Raw genomic sequence first — 18,256 nt, forward strand, 5'->3', positions numbered from 1 at the left:
GGTGCGATTGCGGGCCTTGAAGGGCGCGCATCAGGCGATTTCGAGGCCAGGGGACGCATATGGAAGACGGCATCAGGACGCAGACGCGTCCACAAACGGCGGAGCCGGTTGCCCGTCCGGACGCCAAACGCGCGCCGGACGCAGCGCGTCTGGACAGCACGGGACGGTCGGCGGATTTCTTCCGCTCGGTGGATTCCGCGCCCAAGGCCGTGTCCGTCGCCCGCCCGCGCATGGTCCAGGATACCGCGCTGGTCGCCTTCGCCTTCATCTCGATCATCGTGCTGGCGCTGCCCGAACTGGCGCGCACCGGCGTGCTCGACCTCGCGATCCCGCGCGACTACGTGATTTTCAGCGCCGACCGGGTCAATTCCATGCTGCCGGTGCGCAGCTTCATCCTGGCGTTCTTCCTCACCTACGCGCTGTTCGCCTATGGCTCGGTGGTGACGCGGGGCAGGCTGGCGCTTCTGTTCCTGGCCAAGTTTGTGGCGGCGTGCGCCATCATTGACGGGGGCGCATGGCTGAGCTGGCGGTTCGTGGATGCGGTCTGGCCGATCCATTTCCAACAATTCCTGGCGGGTATGGCCGGGCTGGTGATCTTTCCCCACACGCTGATTTCAAACGCGCGGCTGCCGGTGGATTCCGGCGTCGCCAATCTGCGCACCGGCAAGGTGCATGAGTACGCCATCCTGTTCATCGCCGCGTTGATCGCGGCGGTGATCGCCATCATTGTGGCGACGGTCTATGGCGACGAGGCGGGCTATCTGCGCTCCATCGCCATTCTGGGCGGGATGGGACCGGGCGTGTTCCTGGCCCAGCAGCTGATGACCGGCCAGCTCGCCGCCATTGGCTGGATCCGCAACATGGTCTCGCGCCGGCGCGCCTTCTCCCCGCCGGTGACGGTGCTTGTCCCCGCCCACAACGAGGCGCACCAGATCCATGAAACCCTGCGCGCGGTGGACGCGGCCGCGGCGCGCTATGACGGGCCGGTGCGCGTTGTGGTGATGGAGAACAACTCCAGCGACGCCACGGCGCGCCTGGCCGAAACCACGCTGGCCGAATGCACGCATCTGTCCGGCTGGACGGTGGATTCCAGCCAGATCCCCGGCAAGGCCAAGGCGCTTAATCGCGGTCTCGACATGATCGAAGACGAGTTCGTCGTGCGCATCGACGCCGACACCACCATCGGGCCGGACGCCATCCGCATCGCCATGCGCCATTTCGCCAACGCCAAGGTCGGCGGCGTGGGCGGACTGCCTTTGCCCCATGAGGGCGAAGGCCTCCCGTCCAAGGTGCGCGCCATCGAGGTGCTGCTGCGCCACGGGTTTGTGCAGGTGAGCTTTGGCGCGTTTGGCGGGATTTTCGGCCTGCCGGGCATGTTCGTGATCTACCGCAAGTCCGCGCTGGACGAGGCGGGCGGCTTTACCGAAGGCATGAATGGCGAGGACACTGACATCACCCTGGCCATGACCAGCCTGGGATGGCGGATGGTGTCGGACCCGCGCGCGAAATTCTATACCGAGACGCCGGACACCCTGGCCTTCCTGCGCGAGCAGCGCACGCGCTGGTTCCGCTCGCTCTATCACGTCACCGCCCACAACCGCCGGGTGCTGTTCGCCAACGGGTCGATCATCGGCTGCGTGGTGCTGCCCTTCACCCTGCTCAACGGGGCGCGGCGCGCCATGATGACGCCGCTGCTGATCTATGGCGTGATCGTGTTTCTGCTGTTCGGCGGCGTGTACGGACACCCCCATTTCGCCACGGTGGTCGCGGTGGTGCTGGGCATGCCGTTCGTGCTGGCGCTGGCGGTGTTGATCCTTTGGCGGCGCTTTGATCTCATCCTGATCCTGCCGCTGTACATGGGTTTCCGCTTCCTGCGCTCCTATTACACGCTGGGCTCGACCCTCTCGCTGATCTATCCGGCCAGGCGCGAGGACAAGGCCTTCGCAGCGCCCAAGCCACGCCAGGCCCCGCCCTTCCCGGAGCAGCCCGGGCCAGGCGGAGCGCATGGCGGCGCTACAGGCGCCTAGCGGCCGTCGCCTTCAGAGGCTGGCTCGTAGGCGGGCTCATCTGCGGGCTCGTAAACGGGCTCGGGAGCCGGGGCAGAGGCTGCAGCGGCGGCCGCCTCGGCTTCGCGGCGCAGAACCTCGTCGCAATCACGCCCGCCATAGAGGCCGTTGAGGAAATACCAGCGCTTTTCGGCGATGGCGCGGCGGGCTTCTTCTTCCTCGCGGCGGCGCTGTGCGGCGCGGCCCATCATGCCGCCCACCATGCCCAGACCCGGGATCGCCCGGCCCGCGCCGGACATCAGCGCGCCCTGCTGGGCCAGCGCCGTGGCGGCGCCCACCGCGTATTCGCTGCCCAGCAAGCCGCCCTCGGGCGAGCCGCCGAGAATCTCGGTCTGCTCGGTGGCGGCCACGATGATCTGCTGACAGCTCATGGCGGTGTCGCCCATCAGCATGACCTGGCCTTCCTGGGCCGACGCTGCGCCGGCCAGGATGATCGCCGCCCCGGCGGCGGCAAGATAGTGTTTCATGACTAATCCCCGTTCTGGCGCCGGCCGGTCATCAAGGCCGGTCCGGCTTCACCGAACGGGAGGTTAGGCGCGCGTCACCGGCAACGCCCTCCCCTGAACAGGGCGCCTTCAGATCACGCCGCGTTTGGCCAGGGCCTCGATCACGCTGGCCTGACGCTCGCGGTAGAATTCCTTGGCGGGGGTCGTCACCGCGCCATCCGCCATCAGGGTTTCAGGCGGATGGATGGCGGCGCCGGCATAGGCGCGCGCCCACAGCTCCATCGGCTGGCGGGCCAGAAGATTACCCATGGACACCTTGCGGCGCAGGCGGCGCACCAGCCCCACATCCACCTCGCCATAGGCGCACATGGACGGGCCGGAGGCGGCTTCGGCGATGATCAGCCCGCGCGGATCGACGATCTTGGAGCCGCGGTCGGCGCTCGCCTGCGGGATCGGCGTGCCGGTCATGCCGCCGGTATTGGCTGAGACGACATAGGCGAGGTTTTCGATGGCGCGCGCCTGCTTGGCGATGTTCTTGGGCGTGGCCTGGGGGCTCGAGACTTCAGACGAGGAATGCACGAACACCTCCGCCCCGCGCACCGCGTGCAGGCGGGCGATCTCGGGGTGAAGAATCTCTTCGGACGCAATGGCCGCCAGCCGGCCGATGGCGGTATCGGCCACCGGGAACAGCGCCTCCTCGCCATAAGCGTCAAGATAGGCGTCCAGCACGTCATACGGGCTGGGCGCATACATTGAGATGAGGCGCCGGTAGCGCAGCACCTGCGCGCCGGACGGATCGATCACCACGCAGGCCTGGAAATAGAGATCGGGGAAGTGCGGGTCAGTCTCATACCCGTTCCAGGCCAGGAAGATGTTGAAGTCCGAAGCGATGGCGGCCATCGCCTCGAACTCCGGCCCGTCCGCGCTGATCGCCGCCTTGCCGCGCCACTGGGTGGCGGTTTCGCGCATGGGAAAGCCGGTGAGCGCATATTCGGGCAACACCACCAGGCGCACATCCGGGCCGATAAAGGCGATGGAGCCGGCGATCTCGGCGCGGATGCGCGCGATGGAGGCGAGCATGCGGGCGCGCGCGCTCTCGCCGTCCGGGCAGGCGTTCACCGTCTCGCACAGAGACTGCAGGGCGAGCGCCGTATAGGCGGGGTCAGATTGCGTCATCACACTGTCTCCTTGCAGTCATGTGCGAACCCAAGACATAGTCCGGACATGAACAATCCGTCACGGACCTCAGCAGGCCAGACATGAGCCCCACTTCCAGGCTGGACGGCGGCGCTGCGCCGCGGCTGGCGCCCGATTTGATCGACGAGACCCTGCCCACGCCGCTCTATCACCAGATCTTTCTGGTGCTGCGCGACCGGATTCGCGAGGGCGGATTTCCCGCAGGCGCGATCCTGCCGGGCGAGCAGGAGCTGACGCGGCTGTTCAATGTCTCGCGCATCACCGTCAAGCGCGCCATGAACGAGCTGGCCGCCCACGGCTTCGTCACCCGCCATCGCGGGCGCGGCACGGTGGTCACCCACAACGCCTCGGCGCCGGTGGTGGAAGGGCGGTTCGACACGCTGTTCGACGCCCTCAAGCGCATGGGGCTGGAGACCCAGGTCCAGCTTCTTGAAGCCGAACTGGTGCGCGCCAGCGAGGATCTGGCGCTTGAGATGACGCTGGACCCGGGCTGCAAGCTGCAGCGCGCAGTGCGCCTGCGCTCGCTGGAGGGCGACACGTTTTCCTATCTGGTCACCCATGTGCCGTGGGAGATCGCGCAGCGTTACAGCGAAGAGGATTTGAAAACCCAGCCCATGCAGGAATTGTTGCGCCGGGCGGGGGCGGAGACTGTGGAGGCCGACCAGACCATCACGGCGGTAGCCGCCGAGCCGCTGATCGCTTCGGCGCTGCGCATCTCGCCAGGATCGCCGCTGCTGAAGATCAAACGCATCATGCGCGGGGCGGACGGGCGCGCGGTGCAGCATATCATCGCCTATTACCGGCCTGAACGCTTCCGCTATCACATGCGTCTGGTGCGCAAGGGCGCCGCCGATGACGACTGGAGCGAAGCTGAAATGAGCTAAGGCGCGCGCCGCTCCCATCGTCTTTCCCTCCGCCCAAAAGATATATAACTATACCATTTGAAGCCGGTCCTGCCGGCTGATCAAGGGGTAATGCGAGCGGACGGCGGGCGATGGCGCTTCTGGAACTTCTCCACATTCTCATCCTCGTCTACTGGCTGGGCGGTGATCTGGGCGCGTTTGTCGCCAGCCGGATCGTAGCCGATCCGGCCCGCCCGCCCGCTGGACGGGCCGCGGCCGCGAAAATCCTGATGGATGTGGACATGGCGCCGCGCATGGCGCTGATCTTCGCCTTCCCCACCGGCTTTGCGCTGGCGGTGTATGAGGGCTGGCTGCAGATCGACGCGGTGTGGATCGCGCCAGCGTTTGCGCTGGCGCTGGTGTGGGCGGCAGCAGCCTGGATGGTGCATCTGAAAGCCGGGCCGGACGGGCTGGCCAAGCGCATCGACATGGCGATCCGGATTGTCGCGCTGATCGGCTTTGCCGGCGCGGGCGCGGCAGGGCTCGCCGGATTGATCGTCCTGCCCCTGTTCATTGCGGGCAAGCTGTTAGTGCTGGCGCTGGCGGTGTTCGCCGGGCTGATGGTGCGGCTTGTGCTGGCGCCGTTTGGTCCGGCCTTCGGACAGATTGCGGCGGGCCAGGGCGATGACGCCTCCGAGACAACCGTGCGCGCCAGCCTGTCGAAGGCCCGCATCTGGGTGTTCGTGATCTGGGCCGCCGTGCTGGGCGCTGCCGCGCTCGGCGTGCTGCAGCCGGTCTAGAGGGAGTATCGCCATGACCCGCACCGCCGAAGCGGCCACAGCAGGAACCCTCGCCGCCACCCTGTCGGGGATTGTCGGCGCCGGTCACGTCCATACTGGCGACGCCGCCCGAACCCTGTATTCCCAGGATGTCTGGCGCGAAGGCGCGCGTGTGGATCTGGTGGCGAGTCCGGCCAGCGAGGCCGAGTGCGCGGCTTTGGTCCGCGCCTGCGCGCAAGCCGGGGCAGCGATCTATCCGCGCGGCGGGGGCATGTCCTACACGGGCGGTTATCTGGCCGACCGGCCCGGGGGCGTGTGTCTCGACACGACACGCATGAACCGGGTGCTCGAGATCAGCGAAGCGGGCATGTATGTGCGCGTGGAGGCGGGCTGCACCTGGAAGACGCTGCATGAGGCGCTGGCGCCCACCCGCCTGCGCACCCCGTTCTGGGGGCCGCTGTCGGGCATTTCCTCCACAATCGGCGGGGGCGTGTCGCAGAACAACGCCTTCTTCGGCGCCGGCGTGCATGGCCCGACCGCCGACAGCGTCTTGTCCGTCTCCGTCGCCCTGCCCGATGGCGCGATACTGCGCACCGGAACCGCGTCGGGCGAGACCGGCGCCGGGCCCGCCCGCCCCTTCTTCCGTCATTACGGGCCTGACCTGACCGGCCTGTTCTGCGGCGATGCCGGGGCGCTGGGGGTGAAGACCGAGATCACGCTGCGCCTGATCCCCGCCCCGGCCCATGAGCGCTGGGCGAGCTTTTCCTTCGCGAGCCGTGATTCCTGCGCGGCCGCCCTGGCCTCCATGGGCCGCACCGGGCTGGCGTGCGAGCTGTTCGCCTTTGATCCTGGCCTGACCGCCGTGCGCATGAAGCGCGCCTCGCTGATGAGCGACGCCAAAACCCTCAGCAAAGTGGTGACGGGGCAGAAGAATCTGATGAAGGGCCTGGCCGAGGGCGCGAAAATGGCGCTGGCGGGCCGGTCATTCCTGGGCGAGGCTGATTTCAACCTGCATGTGGTGACCGAAAGCCATTCCAAAGCCGGGGCGGACGATGCGATGCGCCAGCTGACGGAGCTCGCCGAACGCGCGGGCGGGCGCAGCGTCGAGCCGACCATCCCCAAGGTGATCCGCGCCAACCCCTTCACGCCCTTGAACAATATGATCGGCCCGAGCGCCGAGCGCTGGGTGCCGGTCCATGGCATCGTCGCCATGGATGACGGCCCGGCCTGCTGGGCGCAGATCGAGGCGCTGTTCGCCAGCCTGAAACCCCGATTTGACGCCCATGGCGTCACCACCGGCTTTCTGGTGACGACGCTGGGGACCACCGGCTTTCTGGTGGAGCCGGTTTTCCTGTGGCCCGATGAATTGTTCGGTCTGCACCGCGCGCATGTGGAGGCGGGCTATCTCAAATCCCTGAAACCCGGGCCCGCCGACCCGGCGGCGACCGCGCTGGTGGCCGAAGCGCGAACGGCGGTGGTGGATATTTTCACCCGCTATGGCGCGGCGCATTTCCAGATCGGGCGCACCTATCCGCTGGCGCGCACGCGGTCAGCTCCGGCGCTGGCGCTCTTGCGCGCGATCAAGGCCGAGCTGGACCCGCACGACATGATCAATCCTGGCGCCCTGAGACTGGACGGCGAGTCATGACCCGAGCGATATCCGTACGCAGTCCGCGCACCGGCAAAACCGATTACCGCTTCACGCCGCCTTCGGAGGCGGAGCTTGCCGGGACAGCGGCCCGCCTGCGCGCGGCTCAGCCCGGCTGGGCGTCGCTATCAATCGAAGAGCGCCTGGCGCGCCTCGTCAGCTGGGCCGATATCATGGCCCGCGAAATCGACGCCATCGCCGCCGCGCTGGAGGCCGATACCGGGCGGCGGCGGGTGGCGCGCATGGAAGTGCAAGGCGCCTGCGCCTCGATCCGCGGCTGGGCGGCGGGCGCGCCGGCGCTGGCGCCGAAGGCTGACTGGACCCCGGGGCGCAGCAATCCGGCGCTGAAGCATTCAGGACAATACATCCCCTATCCATTGCTGGGCGTGATCAGCCCGTGGAACTTCCCCCTCACCCTGTCGCTGATCGACGCCATCCCGGCGCTGGCCGCCGGTTGCGCGGTGCTGATCAAGCCGTCCGAGGTGACGCCGCGCTTTGCCGAACCGGTGGCGGCGAGCATTGCAGAAGCCGGCCTGTCTGACCTGATCGCGTTTGCGCCCGGCGCCGGGGAGACCGGCCAGCAGGTCATCGCGGTGAGTGATCTCATCTGCTTCACCGGCTCGGTCCCCACGGGGCGCAAGGTGGCCGCAGCCTGCGCCGGGCGCCTGATCCCGGCTTTCCTGGAGCTGGGCGGCAAGGACCCGCTGATCATTACCCGCAGCGCCGATCTGGAGCTGGCGGTGCGCGCAGCCTTGCGCGGCTCGGTCCTGTCCACCGGGCAGGCCTGCCAGTCCATCGAGCGCATCTATGTGGACCGTGCGATCCATGACGCCTTCCTGGAGCGCCTGGTGGAGGCGGCTGAAGGCGTGAGGCTCAACTGGCCCGACATCACGCAAGGCGAGATCGGTCCGATCATCTTTGAAAAACAGGCCGATCTGATCGCCGGACAGATCAAGGATGCGAAATCCAAAGGCGCGCGCGTGCACACCGGCGGCAAGGTGGAGCGCCATGGCGGGGGATTGTGGATCCGGCCCACCGTCCTCTCCAACGTCGACCACACGATGGCAGTGATGACCGAGGAGACGTTCGGTCCGGTCCTGCCCGTGATGGCGTTTGAGGATGTGGATGAGGCGGTCGCGCTGGCCAATGACACGGTCTACGGCCTGTCCGCGGCGGTGTTCGCCGGTGATCTTGATGAGGCTGAAGCCATCGCACGGCGCCTGGAAGCGGGCGCGGTCTCGCTCAATGACGCGGCGCTGACGGCGCTGTTCTATGAGGCGGAAAAGCAGAGCTTCCGGCAATCGGGCCTTGGGCCGTCACGCATGGGCGCAGCCGGACTGACCCGCTTCTACCGCCGCCAGGCGCTGATCGCCAATACCGGCGCGCCCGCCCCGCTGGCGGCGTTCCGCGAAGAGGGGTGAGGTGGTGCGGCGTCAGCCCAGGTGAATATAGACCAGCGCGGCGAGATAGGCGGCATAGCCGCCCGACAGCACCACGCCCGCCACGCGGCCGATGGGCCGCTGGGTGAACACGAAGGCCGCGCCGGCCAACATGGCGCCGGCCATGACCCAGAAATCAAAGCGCAGGAAGATCGGGTCCACGGTGACCGAGACGCCGGCCAGATGCGCCGACACCGCGGTCAGCCCGCCCACGGCGGCGATGTTGAAGATGTTCGATCCGATGATATTGCCGAACGCCATGGCGGCCTGCTTGCGCACGGCGGCGACGATGGCGGTGGCGAGCTCGGGCAGGCTGGTGCCGACGGCGAGCAAAGTGAGGCCGATGACCGCTTCGCTGATGCCCAGCTGACGGGCCAGCACCGAGCCGTTGGACACCACGAAATGGGCGCCCAGCGGCAACAGGACGAGGCCCACGATCAGGAAGACCGAGATCATGAGGGCCGTGCGCGGCAGGCCGTCCATATTGTCCACGTCGGTCATTTCTGACAGCAGCGGATCGGCGGCGGCCTTGGGCCGGGTGGCGGACCAGGCGAGCCAGAGCACGTAGAGGACGATGGCCCCGATCAGCACCCAGCCTTCGCGCAGGCCGAACTCGCCGTTCAGGCCCAGGGCGATGAACACGGCGGTCAGGACGGCGGCGATGGCGGTGTTGGTGCGCACGCCCGGCGCGCGGGTGACCAGCGGGGCGAACAGGGCCGCCACGCCGAGCACGAGCAGGATATTGGCGATGTTGGAGCCGACGATATTGCCGTAGGCGAGGCCCGGCGCGCCCTGGATCGCGGCGGCCACCGAGACCACCATTTCCGGTGCGCTGGTGCCGAAAGCCACCACCGTGAGGCCGACCACCAGCGGCGGCACGCCCATCTTGCGCGCCATGGCCGTGGCGCCGCGCACCAGCACGTCGCCGCCTGCCAGCAGCAGCACAATCCCGATGACGACCATCAGGATCAGGAGGAGATTTTCAGCCAAGGGCGCAGCCCCCGCTCAGCGACGGATTCGCGCTAGTCGAGGCGCTTGTTGTCGATCAGGTTCAAGATCGCGAACACACCAAAGCAGAGACCAAGGGCGATCAGAGCGGCCATGGGTTCACCTTTCAACAAAACTCGGGGGTTAAGGGTCGATTGCACAGGATATAGACCGGCACGGCCTGTGACGGAAGAGTGCAGGCCCGGGGTATCACACAGGACGCGGCTGCGGTTATATCTTCATTCATAGCGGACCCGGCGGGGGGAGTGATGCCCGACACGCCTTCAAGAAACGACCTCATGCGCAGGCTGACCACTTTGGTCCAGAGCGCCAGTCACATGCTGGTGGTGATGGCGCCGGACCTGACCATTATGTGGGTCAACCGGGCGTGGGAAACGCGCACAGGCTATTCGCTTGATGTGGTGCGCGGGCACAACCCCGGACAGTTTCTGCGCTGCGCCGACACCGATCCCGAAACCGGCCCGATGCTGCGCCGTGAGATGGAGGCGGGCCGGCGGGTGCGCGTCGATATGCTGTGCGAGAGCCGGGACGGCGAACGGTACTGGCTGAACATCGATGTCCAGCCGACCTACGGCCCGGACGGCGCGGTGGACGGGTTTGTCGCGGTCCATACCGACATCACCGAACGCAAAATCCAGGAACAGGCCGCCATCGCGGCGCGCAACCGGCTGCAGGCGACGCTGAACGCCATGCCGGACATCGTTGTCGAAGTCGACCATGAGGGCCGGTTCATGGCGATACACGCCAACGATTCCGATCTGCTGATGCTGCCGGCGGAGGCTCTGGTCGGCCAGATGCTGGAAGACGTGCTGCGCCCGGAAGTCGCCGCCATGGGGCGCGCGCTGATGGCCGAGGTGGACGCAACCGGCCTCGTGCGCGGCTATCGCGACGGCTTCGAGACGTCCACCGGCATACGCTGGTTCGAACTGTCCGCCGCGCCCCTTCCGCCTGAAGCGCCGGGTAGCGGGCGAGGCTATGTCGTCGTGGCGCGCGACATCTCCGGCCTGCATGACGCCGAGGTGGCGCTGCGCAAGGCCAACGACCGGTATGACCTGGCCGTCACCGGCTCTCTTATGGCGATCTGGGACAATGATATCGTGCGCAAAGAGGTCTATTTCTCGCCGCGCCTGAACGAGATTCTCGGCGGCCCGCCGGGCGACTGGGTCGGACCGACAGCTGACTTCATGGACCAGCTGCATACCGAAGACCGCGCGCGTATCGAAGCGGCCACGGGCCATCATCTGAGCACCGACGAACCCTATAATCAGGACATGCGCATACGCGATGCCCGCGGCGGCTATGTCCATGTGCGCGTGCGCGGCAAGGCGATGCGAGACGAGACAGGGCGGGCGGTGCGCATGGCCGGCTCATTGCTGGACATTACCGGAGAGCGCGAGGCTGAAGCCCAGGCCCGGCGCCTGGGCGTGCGCGCCCAGATCGCCCTGAAGGCCGGCAAGCTCGGGGTCTGGGAACAGGACGGCGCCACCGGCCTGGTCAGCATGGACGCAACGCTCGCCGAGCTTATGGACCGGCCGGGCCTCGCCGACTCGCCCATGACGCCCAAGGACGCCTGGGCGTTCACCCATCCTGATGATCTTGAGAGGACGACCCAATTGCTGCGCGGCCTGATTGAGGGCGAGGTGGACGAGGTGCAGTCGGAACACCGCATTCTCAAGCGGGACGGCACGCCGGTCTGGATCCTCGCCCAGGTTGGCGTGGTCGCGCGCGACTCCTCGGGCAAGCCCTTGCGCATTGTGGGCATCACCCAGGACCTGACCGACCGCAAGGCGGCCGAGCTGCGCCTGAAAGAATTGCTCGACGCCGCCGAAGCCGCCAGCGCCGCCAAATCGCAATTCCTGGCCAATATGAGCCATGAGATCCGCACCCCTCTCAATGGCGTTCTGGGCATGGCCCAGCTGATGGAGCTGACCGCCCTCGATTCGCGCCAGCGCAGCTATGTGGAGACCATTCGGGCGTCCGGCCGCGCGCTGCAGGCGGTGATCGAAGATATTCTGGACATTTCGCGCATCGAGGCGGGCAAGCTGACCCTGTCGCCCGAGCCGGCCCTGACCGGCGATATTGTGGTGCAGGCGCTGGCTCCGGTGGCCGGCGATGTGGCGCGCAAGGGGCTGAAAATCATCACGGAGATTGATCCTGCCCTGGAGGCGCCGGTGAAGGTCGATCCCCAGCGGCTGGCCCAGGTGCTGACCAATCTGATCTCCAACGCCGTCAAATTCACACAGCACGGTCAGGTCGCCGTGCGCGCCCGCGCCCTGCCCGGCGGCTGGATCCGGCTTGAGGTGCGCGACACCGGGCCGGGCCTTGACCGCGCCCTTCAGGTGCGCGTGTTCGAGCGCTTCAGCCAGGCCGATATGAGCCCCAGCCGGGCCCATGGCGGCGCCGGGCTGGGCCTGGCCATCGCCCGCGAACTGACCGAGCTGGCCGGCGGGCGCATCGGCGTGGAATCCGAGCCCGGACACGGCGCCCTGTTCTGGGTGGAGCAGCCTGCGCCGCCCTGCAGCCCGGTCGAGCCCGCGCGCGCCGAACCCCCCGCCCCGCCGCCGCCGGGACCGGCGCGGCGCGTGCTGGTGGTGGAGGACAATCCGGTCAATCGGGCCGTGGCGACCGGCATGCTGCATGAAGCCGGCTTCGTGGTCTGTGAAGCCGAGTGCGCCGCGGACGCCCTCGACTGTCTGCGCGAAGGCGGCGTGGACGCCATGCTTCTGGACCTGCATATGCCCGGCATGGGGGGCGACGAGGCGCTGCGCCGCATCCGCGCTGGCGAAGCCGGAGCCGCGGATTTGCCAGTCTTCATCGTCACCGCCGACGTCACCAAGGATGCGCGCGAACGCCTGGACGGGCTGGGCGCCGACCGCTTCTTCGCCAAGCCGGTGGACGGACCGGCCCTGGTCAACGCCCTGCGCGCGCGCCTGACGGGGACTGCGGCGTAGGGCTCCGTCCGTTTCATGCTCTGATTGCAGTGTGCGGCTATCGGCGGGCGGCTTGACGCCAGCCCCGGCCCCTTCAATTCTGGGCCGTCAAAAGGGGGGCGACCATGGTCGAGACTGCAATCGGGTCTGAGGCGGGCAAAACCGCGCCGCCGGGCCCAGCCTGGCTGAACCGTGTTCTGGACATAACAGAGCAGTCCAGCTCCCTGACAGCCAACACGGCCCTGGTAATCATCATCGTGACAGCCAGCCTGATTCTGTCCCTGACGCTGGGATTTTTATTGCGTGATCTGTTCGAACCGGCCGGGTCCATGGGGCTGCTCGCCGCGATCGCCATGATCGGAACCGTCGTGCCGCTGGTCGTCGCCACGCCGGCGGTGCTGTTTGGCGACGCGCTGATTCTCAAGATCAAGGGCATGCAATCTGAATTGCACACGGCGCTGATTGACGCAGACCGGGCCAACCAGGCCAAGTCCGAATTCCTCGCCAATATGAGCCATGAGATCCGCACGCCGCTCAACGGGATGATTGGCATGGCTCAATTGCTGGAAATGACCGCTCTGGACCCGCGCCAGCGCAGCTATGTGGACACGATCCGGGCCTCGGGCCGCGCGCTTCAGGCGGTGATCGAGGATGTTCTGGACATTGCGCGCATCGAAGCGGGCAAGCTGACCTTGTTCCCGCAGCCGGTGCGTCTGGCTGATGTGGTGCACGAGGCATTGCAGGCGGAGGCGGCGGGCGCCGCGACCAAGGGTCTGGCTGTCACAATCGAGATTGATGCGGCGCTGGAGGGCCCGGTTCTGATCGACCCTCAGCGCTTCGGGCAGGTTTTGATCAATCTCGTCTCGAACGCTGTGAAATTCACCGAGCAGGGCGGTGTGAACGTGCGGGCGCGCGCCCTGCCGCAGGGGTGGCTGCGCCTTGAAGTGGAAGACACAGGGCCGGGACTGGATCTGGCGTTCCAGGGCCGCGTGTTCGAGCGCTTCAGCCAAGCTGATATGAGCGCGAGCCGGGATCATGGCGGGGCCGGGCTGGGTCTGGCCATTGCACGCGAACTGACCGAGCTGGCCGGCGGGCGCATCGGCGTGGTCTCCGAGCCTGGCCACGGCGCCCTGTTCTGGGTCGAGCAGCCTGCGCCTCCGGCGGCCTGCGCGCAGGACACGCCCGAAGCCGCGCCCACCCCTGCACCGCCGGGCCCAGCACGCAGCGTGCTTGTGGTGGAGGATCACTCGGTCAACCGCGATGTGGCTGTGGGCATGCTCAGCCAGGCCGGCTTCCACGTCACCCAGACAGGCTGCGCCGCGGACGCGCTAGACCATTTGCGGTCGGGAACGGTCGACGCTGTCCTGATGGACCTGCACATGCCGGGGATGAGCGGGGATGAAGCGCTGCGCCGCATCCGGGCCGGCGAGGCCGGGCCGGCCGATTTGCCGGTCTTCATCCTCACCGCCGACGTCACCAAGGATACGCGCGAGCGCCTGGACGGGCTGGGCGCTGACCGCTTCTTCGCCAAGCCTGTGGACGGGCAAGCCCTGGTCAACGCCCTACACGCCCGGCTGAACGGGGCGGCGGCATAGTGGCGCGCATCGCCCTGATCGATGATGATCCGGTGGAGGCGCTGATCCTGCGCAGCCTGCTGGAGCATTCCGGATCGGAGCACACGCTGGCGCATGTCGCCACGGTGGAGGCGTTCGCCGCGGCGCCGCAGGCCGATCTGGTGATACTCGACCGCCGCATACCGCCCTGGGGGTGTTTTTCCGAAACCCTGCCCCTGATCGAAGCCAGCGGCTGGCGCGGCCCGGTCCTGCTGATCACCGCTGCGCCCGAAGGTGTGAGCGCGTCGTCGGATATTCTCAGACTGATCGGACCGGTGTCGAAATCGGATTTGCTGGAGCCTGAAGCGGTGGCGCGCGCGACCGGCGAGGCGCTGGCGGCGGGGGGCTGAGCTTACAGATCATCTCAACAGAAAAAGGGCGGCTGTCGCCAGCCGCCCTTTCGCGTAGGTGTAAGGTCGTGGGGGTACAGGCTTCCTTAGAAGTCCATGCCGCCCATGCCGCCCATGCCGCCGCCGCCGCCCATGGACTGGCCGGAGTCTTTCTTCGGCTTTTCGGCCACGGCCGCTTCGGTGGTGATCATCAGCGCGGCCACGGACGCGGCGTCCTGCAGCGCGGTGCGCACCACTTTGGCCGGGTCAATGACGCCCGAGGCGACCAGGTCTTCGTACTTCTCGGTCTGGGCGTTGTAGCCGAAGTTGGCGTCCTTGGACTCCATCACCTTGCCGACCACGATCGAGCCTTCAACGCCGGCGTTCTCGGCGATCTGGCGGATCGGTGCCTGCAGGGCGCGGGCGATGATCTGGATGCCCTGGTTCTGGTCCTCATTGTCGCCGGTCATGCCGACCAGGACTTTGGAGGCTTTGAGCAGAGCCACGCCACCGCCCGGCACGATGCCTTCTTCCACCGCAGCGCGGGTGGCGTTCAGGGCATCGTCAACACGGTCCTTGCGCTCTTTCACTTCGATTTCCGACGCGCCGCCGACCTTGATCACGGCGACACCGCCGGCGAGTTTCGCCAGACGCTCTTGCAGCTTCTCCTTGTCGTAGTCGGAGGACGTGTCCTCGATCTGCCGGCGGATCTGGTTGACCCGGCCCTCGATCGCGACTTTCTCGCCAGCGCCGTCCACGATCGTGGTGTCATCCTTGGTGATGGACACTTTCTTGGCGGTGCCCAGCATGTCCAGGGTGACGTTCTCCAGCTTGATGCCCAGATCTTCGGAGATGACCTGGCCGCCGGTCAGGACAGCGATGTCCTCCAGCATGGCCTTGCGGCGATCACCGAAGCCCGGCGCCTTGACGGCGGCGATTTTCAGGCCGCCGCGCAGCTTGTTGACCACCAGGGTGGCCAGCGCTTCGCCTTCGACGTCTTCGGAGATGATCAGGAGCGGACGGTTGGACTGAACCACCGCCTCGAGCACGGGCAGCATGGCCTGCAGCGAGGACAGCTTCTTTTCGAACAGGAGGATGTAGGGGTCTTCCAGCTCGGCGCGCATCTTATCGGCGTCGGTGATGAAGTAGGGCGACAGGTAGCCGCGGTCGAACTGCATGCCTTCGACGACTTCCAGCTCGGTTTCGAGGGATTTGGCTTCCTCGACCGTGATCACGCCTTCATTGCCGACTTTTTCCATCGCACGGGCGATCATGTCGCCGATGGAGGATTCGCCGTTGGCCGAGATCGTGCCGACCTGGGCGATTTCCGACGAGCCCTTGATCGGGGTGGACATGCCCTTGATGGTCTCGATGACTTTCAGGACGGCCTTGTCGATGCCGCGCTTGAGGTCCATCGGGTTCATGCCGGCGGCCACCGACTTCATGCCTTCGCGGATGATGGCCTGGGCCAGCACGGTGGCGGTGGTGGTGCCGTCGCCGGCTTCGTCATTGGTGCGCGAAGCGACTTCGCGGACCATCTGGGCGCCCATGTTCTCGAACTTGTCTTCCAGTTCGATTTCCTTGGCGACGGTGACGCCGTCCTTGGTGGTGCGCGGCGCGCCGAAGGATTTCTCGATCACCACGTTACGGCCTTTGGGGCCGAGGGTGACTTTCACGGCGTCGGCCAGGATATCAACGCCACGCAGCATGCGCTCGCGGGCGGATGCGCCGAATTTCACGTCTTTCGCGGACATAGGGTGTTCTCTCTTTTCAGATGTTCAGAAGATGGGTGGCGGAAATCGCGAGCTGCCTCAGGCCAGAATGCCCAGGATGTCGGATTCCTTCATGATCAGGAGTTCCTGACCATCAACCGTCACCTCGGTGCCCGACCATTTGCCGAACAGGATGCGGTCGCCCGCTTTCACGTCCAGTTGACGGACCGAACCGTCTTCCTTGATCGCTCCGCCGCCCACGGCGACGACTTCGCCTTCCTGGGGCTTTTCCTTGGCCGTGTCGGGAATGATGATCCCGCCTTTGGTCTTGGCTTCTTCTTCAACGCGCTTCACCAGCACGCGATCGTGCAGCGGACGAAATTTCATGACCGTGTCTCCGTTATCGAGCGGTATCGCTCATCGTTCCGGTATCTGTCTGGCGGTCCGGGGACAGGGGCGTTAGCACTCTCACGCCCCGGCTGCCAACGCTCGTGGAAGTAAGGGGGGCGCTGGCAAGCGTCAAGGGGCGGCGCAGCGCACAGGCGCCACAAAATTGCGCCATCGGGAACGTATGCGTTCAGTGCGCGTTCATGCTAGGTTGATCAAAGCTTCGGCCTGGCCGGAAGCCTGCGCGCCGGGACTGCCCTGGCGCGCGAATACGACATTCTCGAGGGAGTCTCAGATGATTATCCGTTCTCTTGCCGCCGCAACCCTGGCCGTGAGCCTGGCTGCATGCACCACCACCGACCAATACGGCAACACCAACCCGAACCGCACCGGACAAGGCGTCCTGGCGGGCGCGGCGGCGGGCGCTCTGCTCGGCATGCTGGCGGGCGGCGATGACCGCCGCAATGCGCTGATCGGCGCGGGCGTGGGCGCGCTGGCCGGCGGCGCGGTCGGCAATTACATGGACCGCCAGGAGCGCGACATGCGCGAGCGCCTGCGCGATTCGGGCGTGACCGTGCGCCGTGTGGGTGATGATCTGGTCCTGGTGATGCCGGGCAATATCACCTTCGCCACCGGCTCGGCGACCGTGAGCCCGCGCTTCAGCGGCGTTCTCCATGATGTCGGCGACGTGCTGCAGACCTATCCGGCGACCTATGTGGACGTGGTCGGCCACACCGACAATGTCGGCTCGGCCCAGTTCAACCAGCAGCTCTCCGAGCGCCGCGCCAGCTCGGTGGCCGCCGAGCTGATCGGCCGCGGCGTGATCCGCGAGCGCCTGTTCGTGGCCGGCATGGGCCTGACCCAGCCGATCGCAGACAACTCCACCGATGAGGGCCGCGCCGCGAACCGCCGCGTGGAAATCCGCATCGCGCCGCACCGCACCTCGTAATCATCTCTCAGGCTCACGCCTGACAGACGCAGCGCCCGGCCCTCAAGGCCGGGCGTTTGGCGTTTGGGCTGACAATGTCAGGGAAAGGAAAGTGTAGCCGCCCGAGCCGTCGCGGTGGTGGGGGGGACGAGGGGCTCAGGCGGCTACACGAGAGGCGGGTGCGCCTCGCGGGAGAGCGCAGCAGGGATGGTGCAGGCGGTCAGATCACGCGCCGGATCGTCAGCTGGGCAGGGGGGACGCAGGCTCGCGCCCGGTGCGTGTCCATGACCGGAAATTGCCTGCACGCGGCTGAGATTGCACGCGGATTCAAGTCTGGAGGTTAAGCGGTGGTTAAGGGCGCGCGGGGGGTGGGCGCGGTTCAGGCCTGGCCCAGCTCGGGCGGCGCCTGGCGGGCGTGGAGGATGCGCAGGATATCGATCGCCGACTCACCGATGCGGTACACGATCAGGTGCGGGGGATGGGACAGGCATCGCAGAGACGGCTCTGCGCCGGACCACTCTCGCCCAAGCTCGGGGAAATGCGCCAACCGTGCCATGGCCGCTTCAAGTTTTTCGGCGTAGACATCCGCCTGGCGCAGTCCAAACGCTTCAGCGCCCGCCAGATAGATCTGGCGAAAATCGCTTCTGGCCCGGCTGCTGAGCCTAATCTGCATAGCCACGCTGGCGCGCCTCTTCACGCACCTCGCTGGTGATCTCGGACAGGCTCTGATCCACGATAGGACTATCCAGACCCTCCTGGATCAGGCGATTGAACTCGGCCCACTTGGCACGCGACTCCGCGTCGCGCCGGATCAGGTCGCGGACATAATCGCTGGCGCTGGCATAGCGCCCCAAGGCGACCTGCTCATCCACCGCCGCCTTGAGGAGGTCGGGGAGAGAGACATTCATTGTGGCCAAGGCGCGCTCCTTTTC

Annotated in this window: 16 protein-coding genes; 9 read left to right on the forward strand and 7 right to left on the reverse strand. The window is 66.9% G+C overall.

The annotated features are described in order from the left end of the window. Positions 1 to 59 precede the first annotated feature (59 nt). Positions 60 to 2,027 (forward strand): glycosyltransferase, encoded by a 1,968-nt coding sequence (locus L2D01_12680; GenBank protein WBQ09736.1) that lies wholly within the window; start codon positions 60 to 62, stop codon positions 2,025 to 2,027. Here L2D01_12680 and L2D01_12685 read toward each other — a convergent pair. Together L2D01_12685 and L2D01_12690 are read right to left on the reverse strand one after the other, a co-directional pair. After that, positions 2,024 to 2,533 carry a hypothetical protein gene (locus L2D01_12685; protein WBQ09737.1) on the reverse strand — a complete coding sequence of 170 codons (510 nt, stop codon included), beginning with the start codon at positions 2,531 to 2,533 and terminating at the stop codon, positions 2,024 to 2,026. The genes L2D01_12680 and L2D01_12685 overlap by 4 nt on opposite strands. 108 nt (positions 2,534 to 2,641) lie before the next feature. Next, positions 2,642 to 3,688: a nitrilase gene (locus L2D01_12690; GenBank protein ID WBQ09738.1), complete on the reverse strand. Its 1,047-nt coding sequence runs from the start codon at positions 3,686 to 3,688 to the stop codon at positions 2,642 to 2,644. An 83-nt stretch (positions 3,689 to 3,771) separates the two neighbouring features. Here L2D01_12690 and L2D01_12695 point away from each other — a divergent pair, with 83 nt between their 5' ends. The 4 genes from L2D01_12695 (at position 3,772) to L2D01_12710 (ending at position 8,399) form a co-directional block, all read left to right on the forward strand. Further along, a complete protein-coding gene (locus L2D01_12695; protein WBQ09739.1) occupies positions 3,772 to 4,593 on the forward strand; it encodes a GntR family transcriptional regulator in 822 nt (273 codons plus the stop codon). Between the two features lie 110 nt (positions 4,594 to 4,703). Further along, positions 4,704 to 5,351: a hypothetical protein gene (locus L2D01_12700; protein WBQ09740.1), complete on the forward strand. Its 648-nt coding sequence runs from the start codon at positions 4,704 to 4,706 to the stop codon at positions 5,349 to 5,351. A gap of 13 nt (positions 5,352 to 5,364) precedes the next feature. Further along, positions 5,365 to 6,978, forward strand: coding sequence for an FAD-binding oxidoreductase (locus L2D01_12705; GenBank protein WBQ09741.1), 1,614 nt, complete (start codon positions 5,365 to 5,367; stop codon positions 6,976 to 6,978). Further along, entirely contained in the window at positions 6,975 to 8,399 is a 1,425-nt protein-coding gene (locus tag L2D01_12710) for an aldehyde dehydrogenase family protein (protein ID WBQ09742.1), read from the forward strand. The genes L2D01_12705 and L2D01_12710 overlap by 4 nt, the downstream gene beginning before the upstream one ends. Before the next feature lie 12 nt (positions 8,400 to 8,411). Here the strand turns inward: L2D01_12710 and L2D01_12715 are convergent, their stop codons facing one another. Continuing rightward, a complete protein-coding gene (locus tag L2D01_12715; GenBank protein WBQ09743.1) occupies positions 8,412 to 9,407 on the reverse strand; it encodes a calcium/sodium antiporter in 996 nt (331 codons plus the stop codon). 296 nt (positions 9,408 to 9,703) lie between these two features. On the opposite strand from L2D01_12715, the gene L2D01_12720 reads away from it, so the two are divergent. The 3 genes from L2D01_12720 to L2D01_12730 all read left to right on the forward strand — a co-directional run bounded on the left by L2D01_12720 (position 9,704) and on the right by L2D01_12730 (position 14,318). Beyond that, positions 9,704 to 12,376 carry a PAS domain S-box protein gene (locus L2D01_12720; protein ID WBQ09744.1) on the forward strand — a complete coding sequence of 891 codons (2,673 nt, stop codon included), beginning with the start codon at positions 9,704 to 9,706 and terminating at the stop codon, positions 12,374 to 12,376. 104 nt (positions 12,377 to 12,480) lie between these two features. Then, positions 12,481 to 13,950 (forward strand): ATP-binding protein, encoded by a 1,470-nt coding sequence (locus L2D01_12725; protein WBQ09745.1) that lies wholly within the window; start codon positions 12,481 to 12,483, stop codon positions 13,948 to 13,950. Then, complete coding sequence (locus L2D01_12730) at positions 13,950 to 14,318, forward strand: hypothetical protein (GenBank protein WBQ09746.1); 369 nt, start codon at positions 13,950 to 13,952, stop codon at positions 14,316 to 14,318. Before L2D01_12725 ends, L2D01_12730 begins: the two co-directional genes overlap by 1 nt. Before the next feature lie 86 nt (positions 14,319 to 14,404). Here the strand turns inward: L2D01_12730 and groL are convergent, their stop codons facing one another. Continuing rightward, positions 14,405 to 16,051, reverse strand: a complete 1,647-nt coding sequence (gene groL, locus L2D01_12735; protein WBQ09747.1) for a chaperonin GroEL — start codon at positions 16,049 to 16,051, stop codon at positions 14,405 to 14,407. A gap of 57 nt (positions 16,052 to 16,108) precedes the next feature. Continuing rightward, complete coding sequence (gene groES, locus L2D01_12740; GenBank protein ID WBQ09748.1) at positions 16,109 to 16,396, reverse strand: co-chaperone GroES; 288 nt, start codon at positions 16,394 to 16,396, stop codon at positions 16,109 to 16,111. Positions 16,397 to 16,691: 295 nt separating this feature from the next. Between groES and L2D01_12745 the strand changes: the two genes are divergently transcribed. Further along, positions 16,692 to 17,345 carry an OmpA family protein gene (locus L2D01_12745; GenBank protein WBQ09749.1) on the forward strand — a complete coding sequence of 218 codons (654 nt, stop codon included), beginning with the start codon at positions 16,692 to 16,694 and terminating at the stop codon, positions 17,343 to 17,345. Between the two features lie 358 nt (positions 17,346 to 17,703). On the opposite strand, the gene L2D01_12750 is transcribed toward L2D01_12745, so the two are convergent. Together L2D01_12750 and L2D01_12755 are read right to left on the reverse strand one after the other, a co-directional pair. Beyond that, positions 17,704 to 17,997: a type II toxin-antitoxin system RelE/ParE family toxin gene (locus tag L2D01_12750; protein ID WBQ11645.1), complete on the reverse strand. Its 294-nt coding sequence runs from the start codon at positions 17,995 to 17,997 to the stop codon at positions 17,704 to 17,706. After that, positions 17,987 to 18,232: a type II toxin-antitoxin system ParD family antitoxin gene (locus L2D01_12755; protein ID WBQ11646.1), complete on the reverse strand. Its 246-nt coding sequence runs from the start codon at positions 18,230 to 18,232 to the stop codon at positions 17,987 to 17,989. Before L2D01_12755 ends, L2D01_12750 begins: the two co-directional genes overlap by 11 nt. Positions 18,233 to 18,256 lie beyond the last annotated feature (24 nt).

The sequence above is a fragment of the Hyphomonadaceae bacterium ML37 genome (assembly GCA_027627685.1).
GTDB lineage: Bacteria > Pseudomonadota > Alphaproteobacteria > Caulobacterales > Maricaulaceae > Oceanicaulis.

What these genes read in the sequence shown, in the direction of transcription:
- L2D01_12680 (WBQ09736.1), top strand. Translation starts at nt 60, where the DNA reads ATGGAAGACGGCATCAGGACGCAGACGCGTCCACAAACGGCGGAGCCG.
- L2D01_12685 (WBQ09737.1), bottom strand. Translation starts at nt 2,533, where the DNA reads ATGAAACACTATCTTGCCGCCGCCGGGGCGGCGATCATCCTGGCCGGC.
- L2D01_12690 (WBQ09738.1), bottom strand. Translation starts at nt 3,688, where the DNA reads ATGACGCAATCTGACCCCGCCTATACGGCGCTCGCCCTGCAGTCTCTG.
- L2D01_12695 (WBQ09739.1), top strand. Translation starts at nt 3,772, where the DNA reads ATGAGCCCCACTTCCAGGCTGGACGGCGGCGCTGCGCCGCGGCTGGCG.
- L2D01_12700 (WBQ09740.1), top strand. Translation starts at nt 4,704, where the DNA reads ATGGCGCTTCTGGAACTTCTCCACATTCTCATCCTCGTCTACTGGCTG.
- L2D01_12705 (WBQ09741.1), top strand. Translation starts at nt 5,365, where the DNA reads ATGACCCGCACCGCCGAAGCGGCCACAGCAGGAACCCTCGCCGCCACC.
- L2D01_12710 (WBQ09742.1), top strand. Translation starts at nt 6,975, where the DNA reads ATGACCCGAGCGATATCCGTACGCAGTCCGCGCACCGGCAAAACCGAT.
- L2D01_12720 (WBQ09744.1), top strand. Translation starts at nt 9,704, where the DNA reads ATGCGCAGGCTGACCACTTTGGTCCAGAGCGCCAGTCACATGCTGGTG.
- L2D01_12725 (WBQ09745.1), top strand. Translation starts at nt 12,481, where the DNA reads ATGGTCGAGACTGCAATCGGGTCTGAGGCGGGCAAAACCGCGCCGCCG.
- groL (WBQ09747.1), bottom strand. Translation starts at nt 16,051, where the DNA reads ATGTCCGCGAAAGACGTGAAATTCGGCGCATCCGCCCGCGAGCGCATG.
- groES (WBQ09748.1), bottom strand. Translation starts at nt 16,396, where the DNA reads ATGAAATTTCGTCCGCTGCACGATCGCGTGCTGGTGAAGCGCGTTGAA.
- L2D01_12745 (WBQ09749.1), top strand. Translation starts at nt 16,692, where the DNA reads ATGATTATCCGTTCTCTTGCCGCCGCAACCCTGGCCGTGAGCCTGGCT.
- L2D01_12750 (WBQ11645.1), bottom strand. Translation starts at nt 17,997, where the DNA reads ATGCAGATTAGGCTCAGCAGCCGGGCCAGAAGCGATTTTCGCCAGATC.
- L2D01_12755 (WBQ11646.1), bottom strand. Translation starts at nt 18,232, where the DNA reads ATGAATGTCTCTCTCCCCGACCTCCTCAAGGCGGCGGTGGATGAGCAG.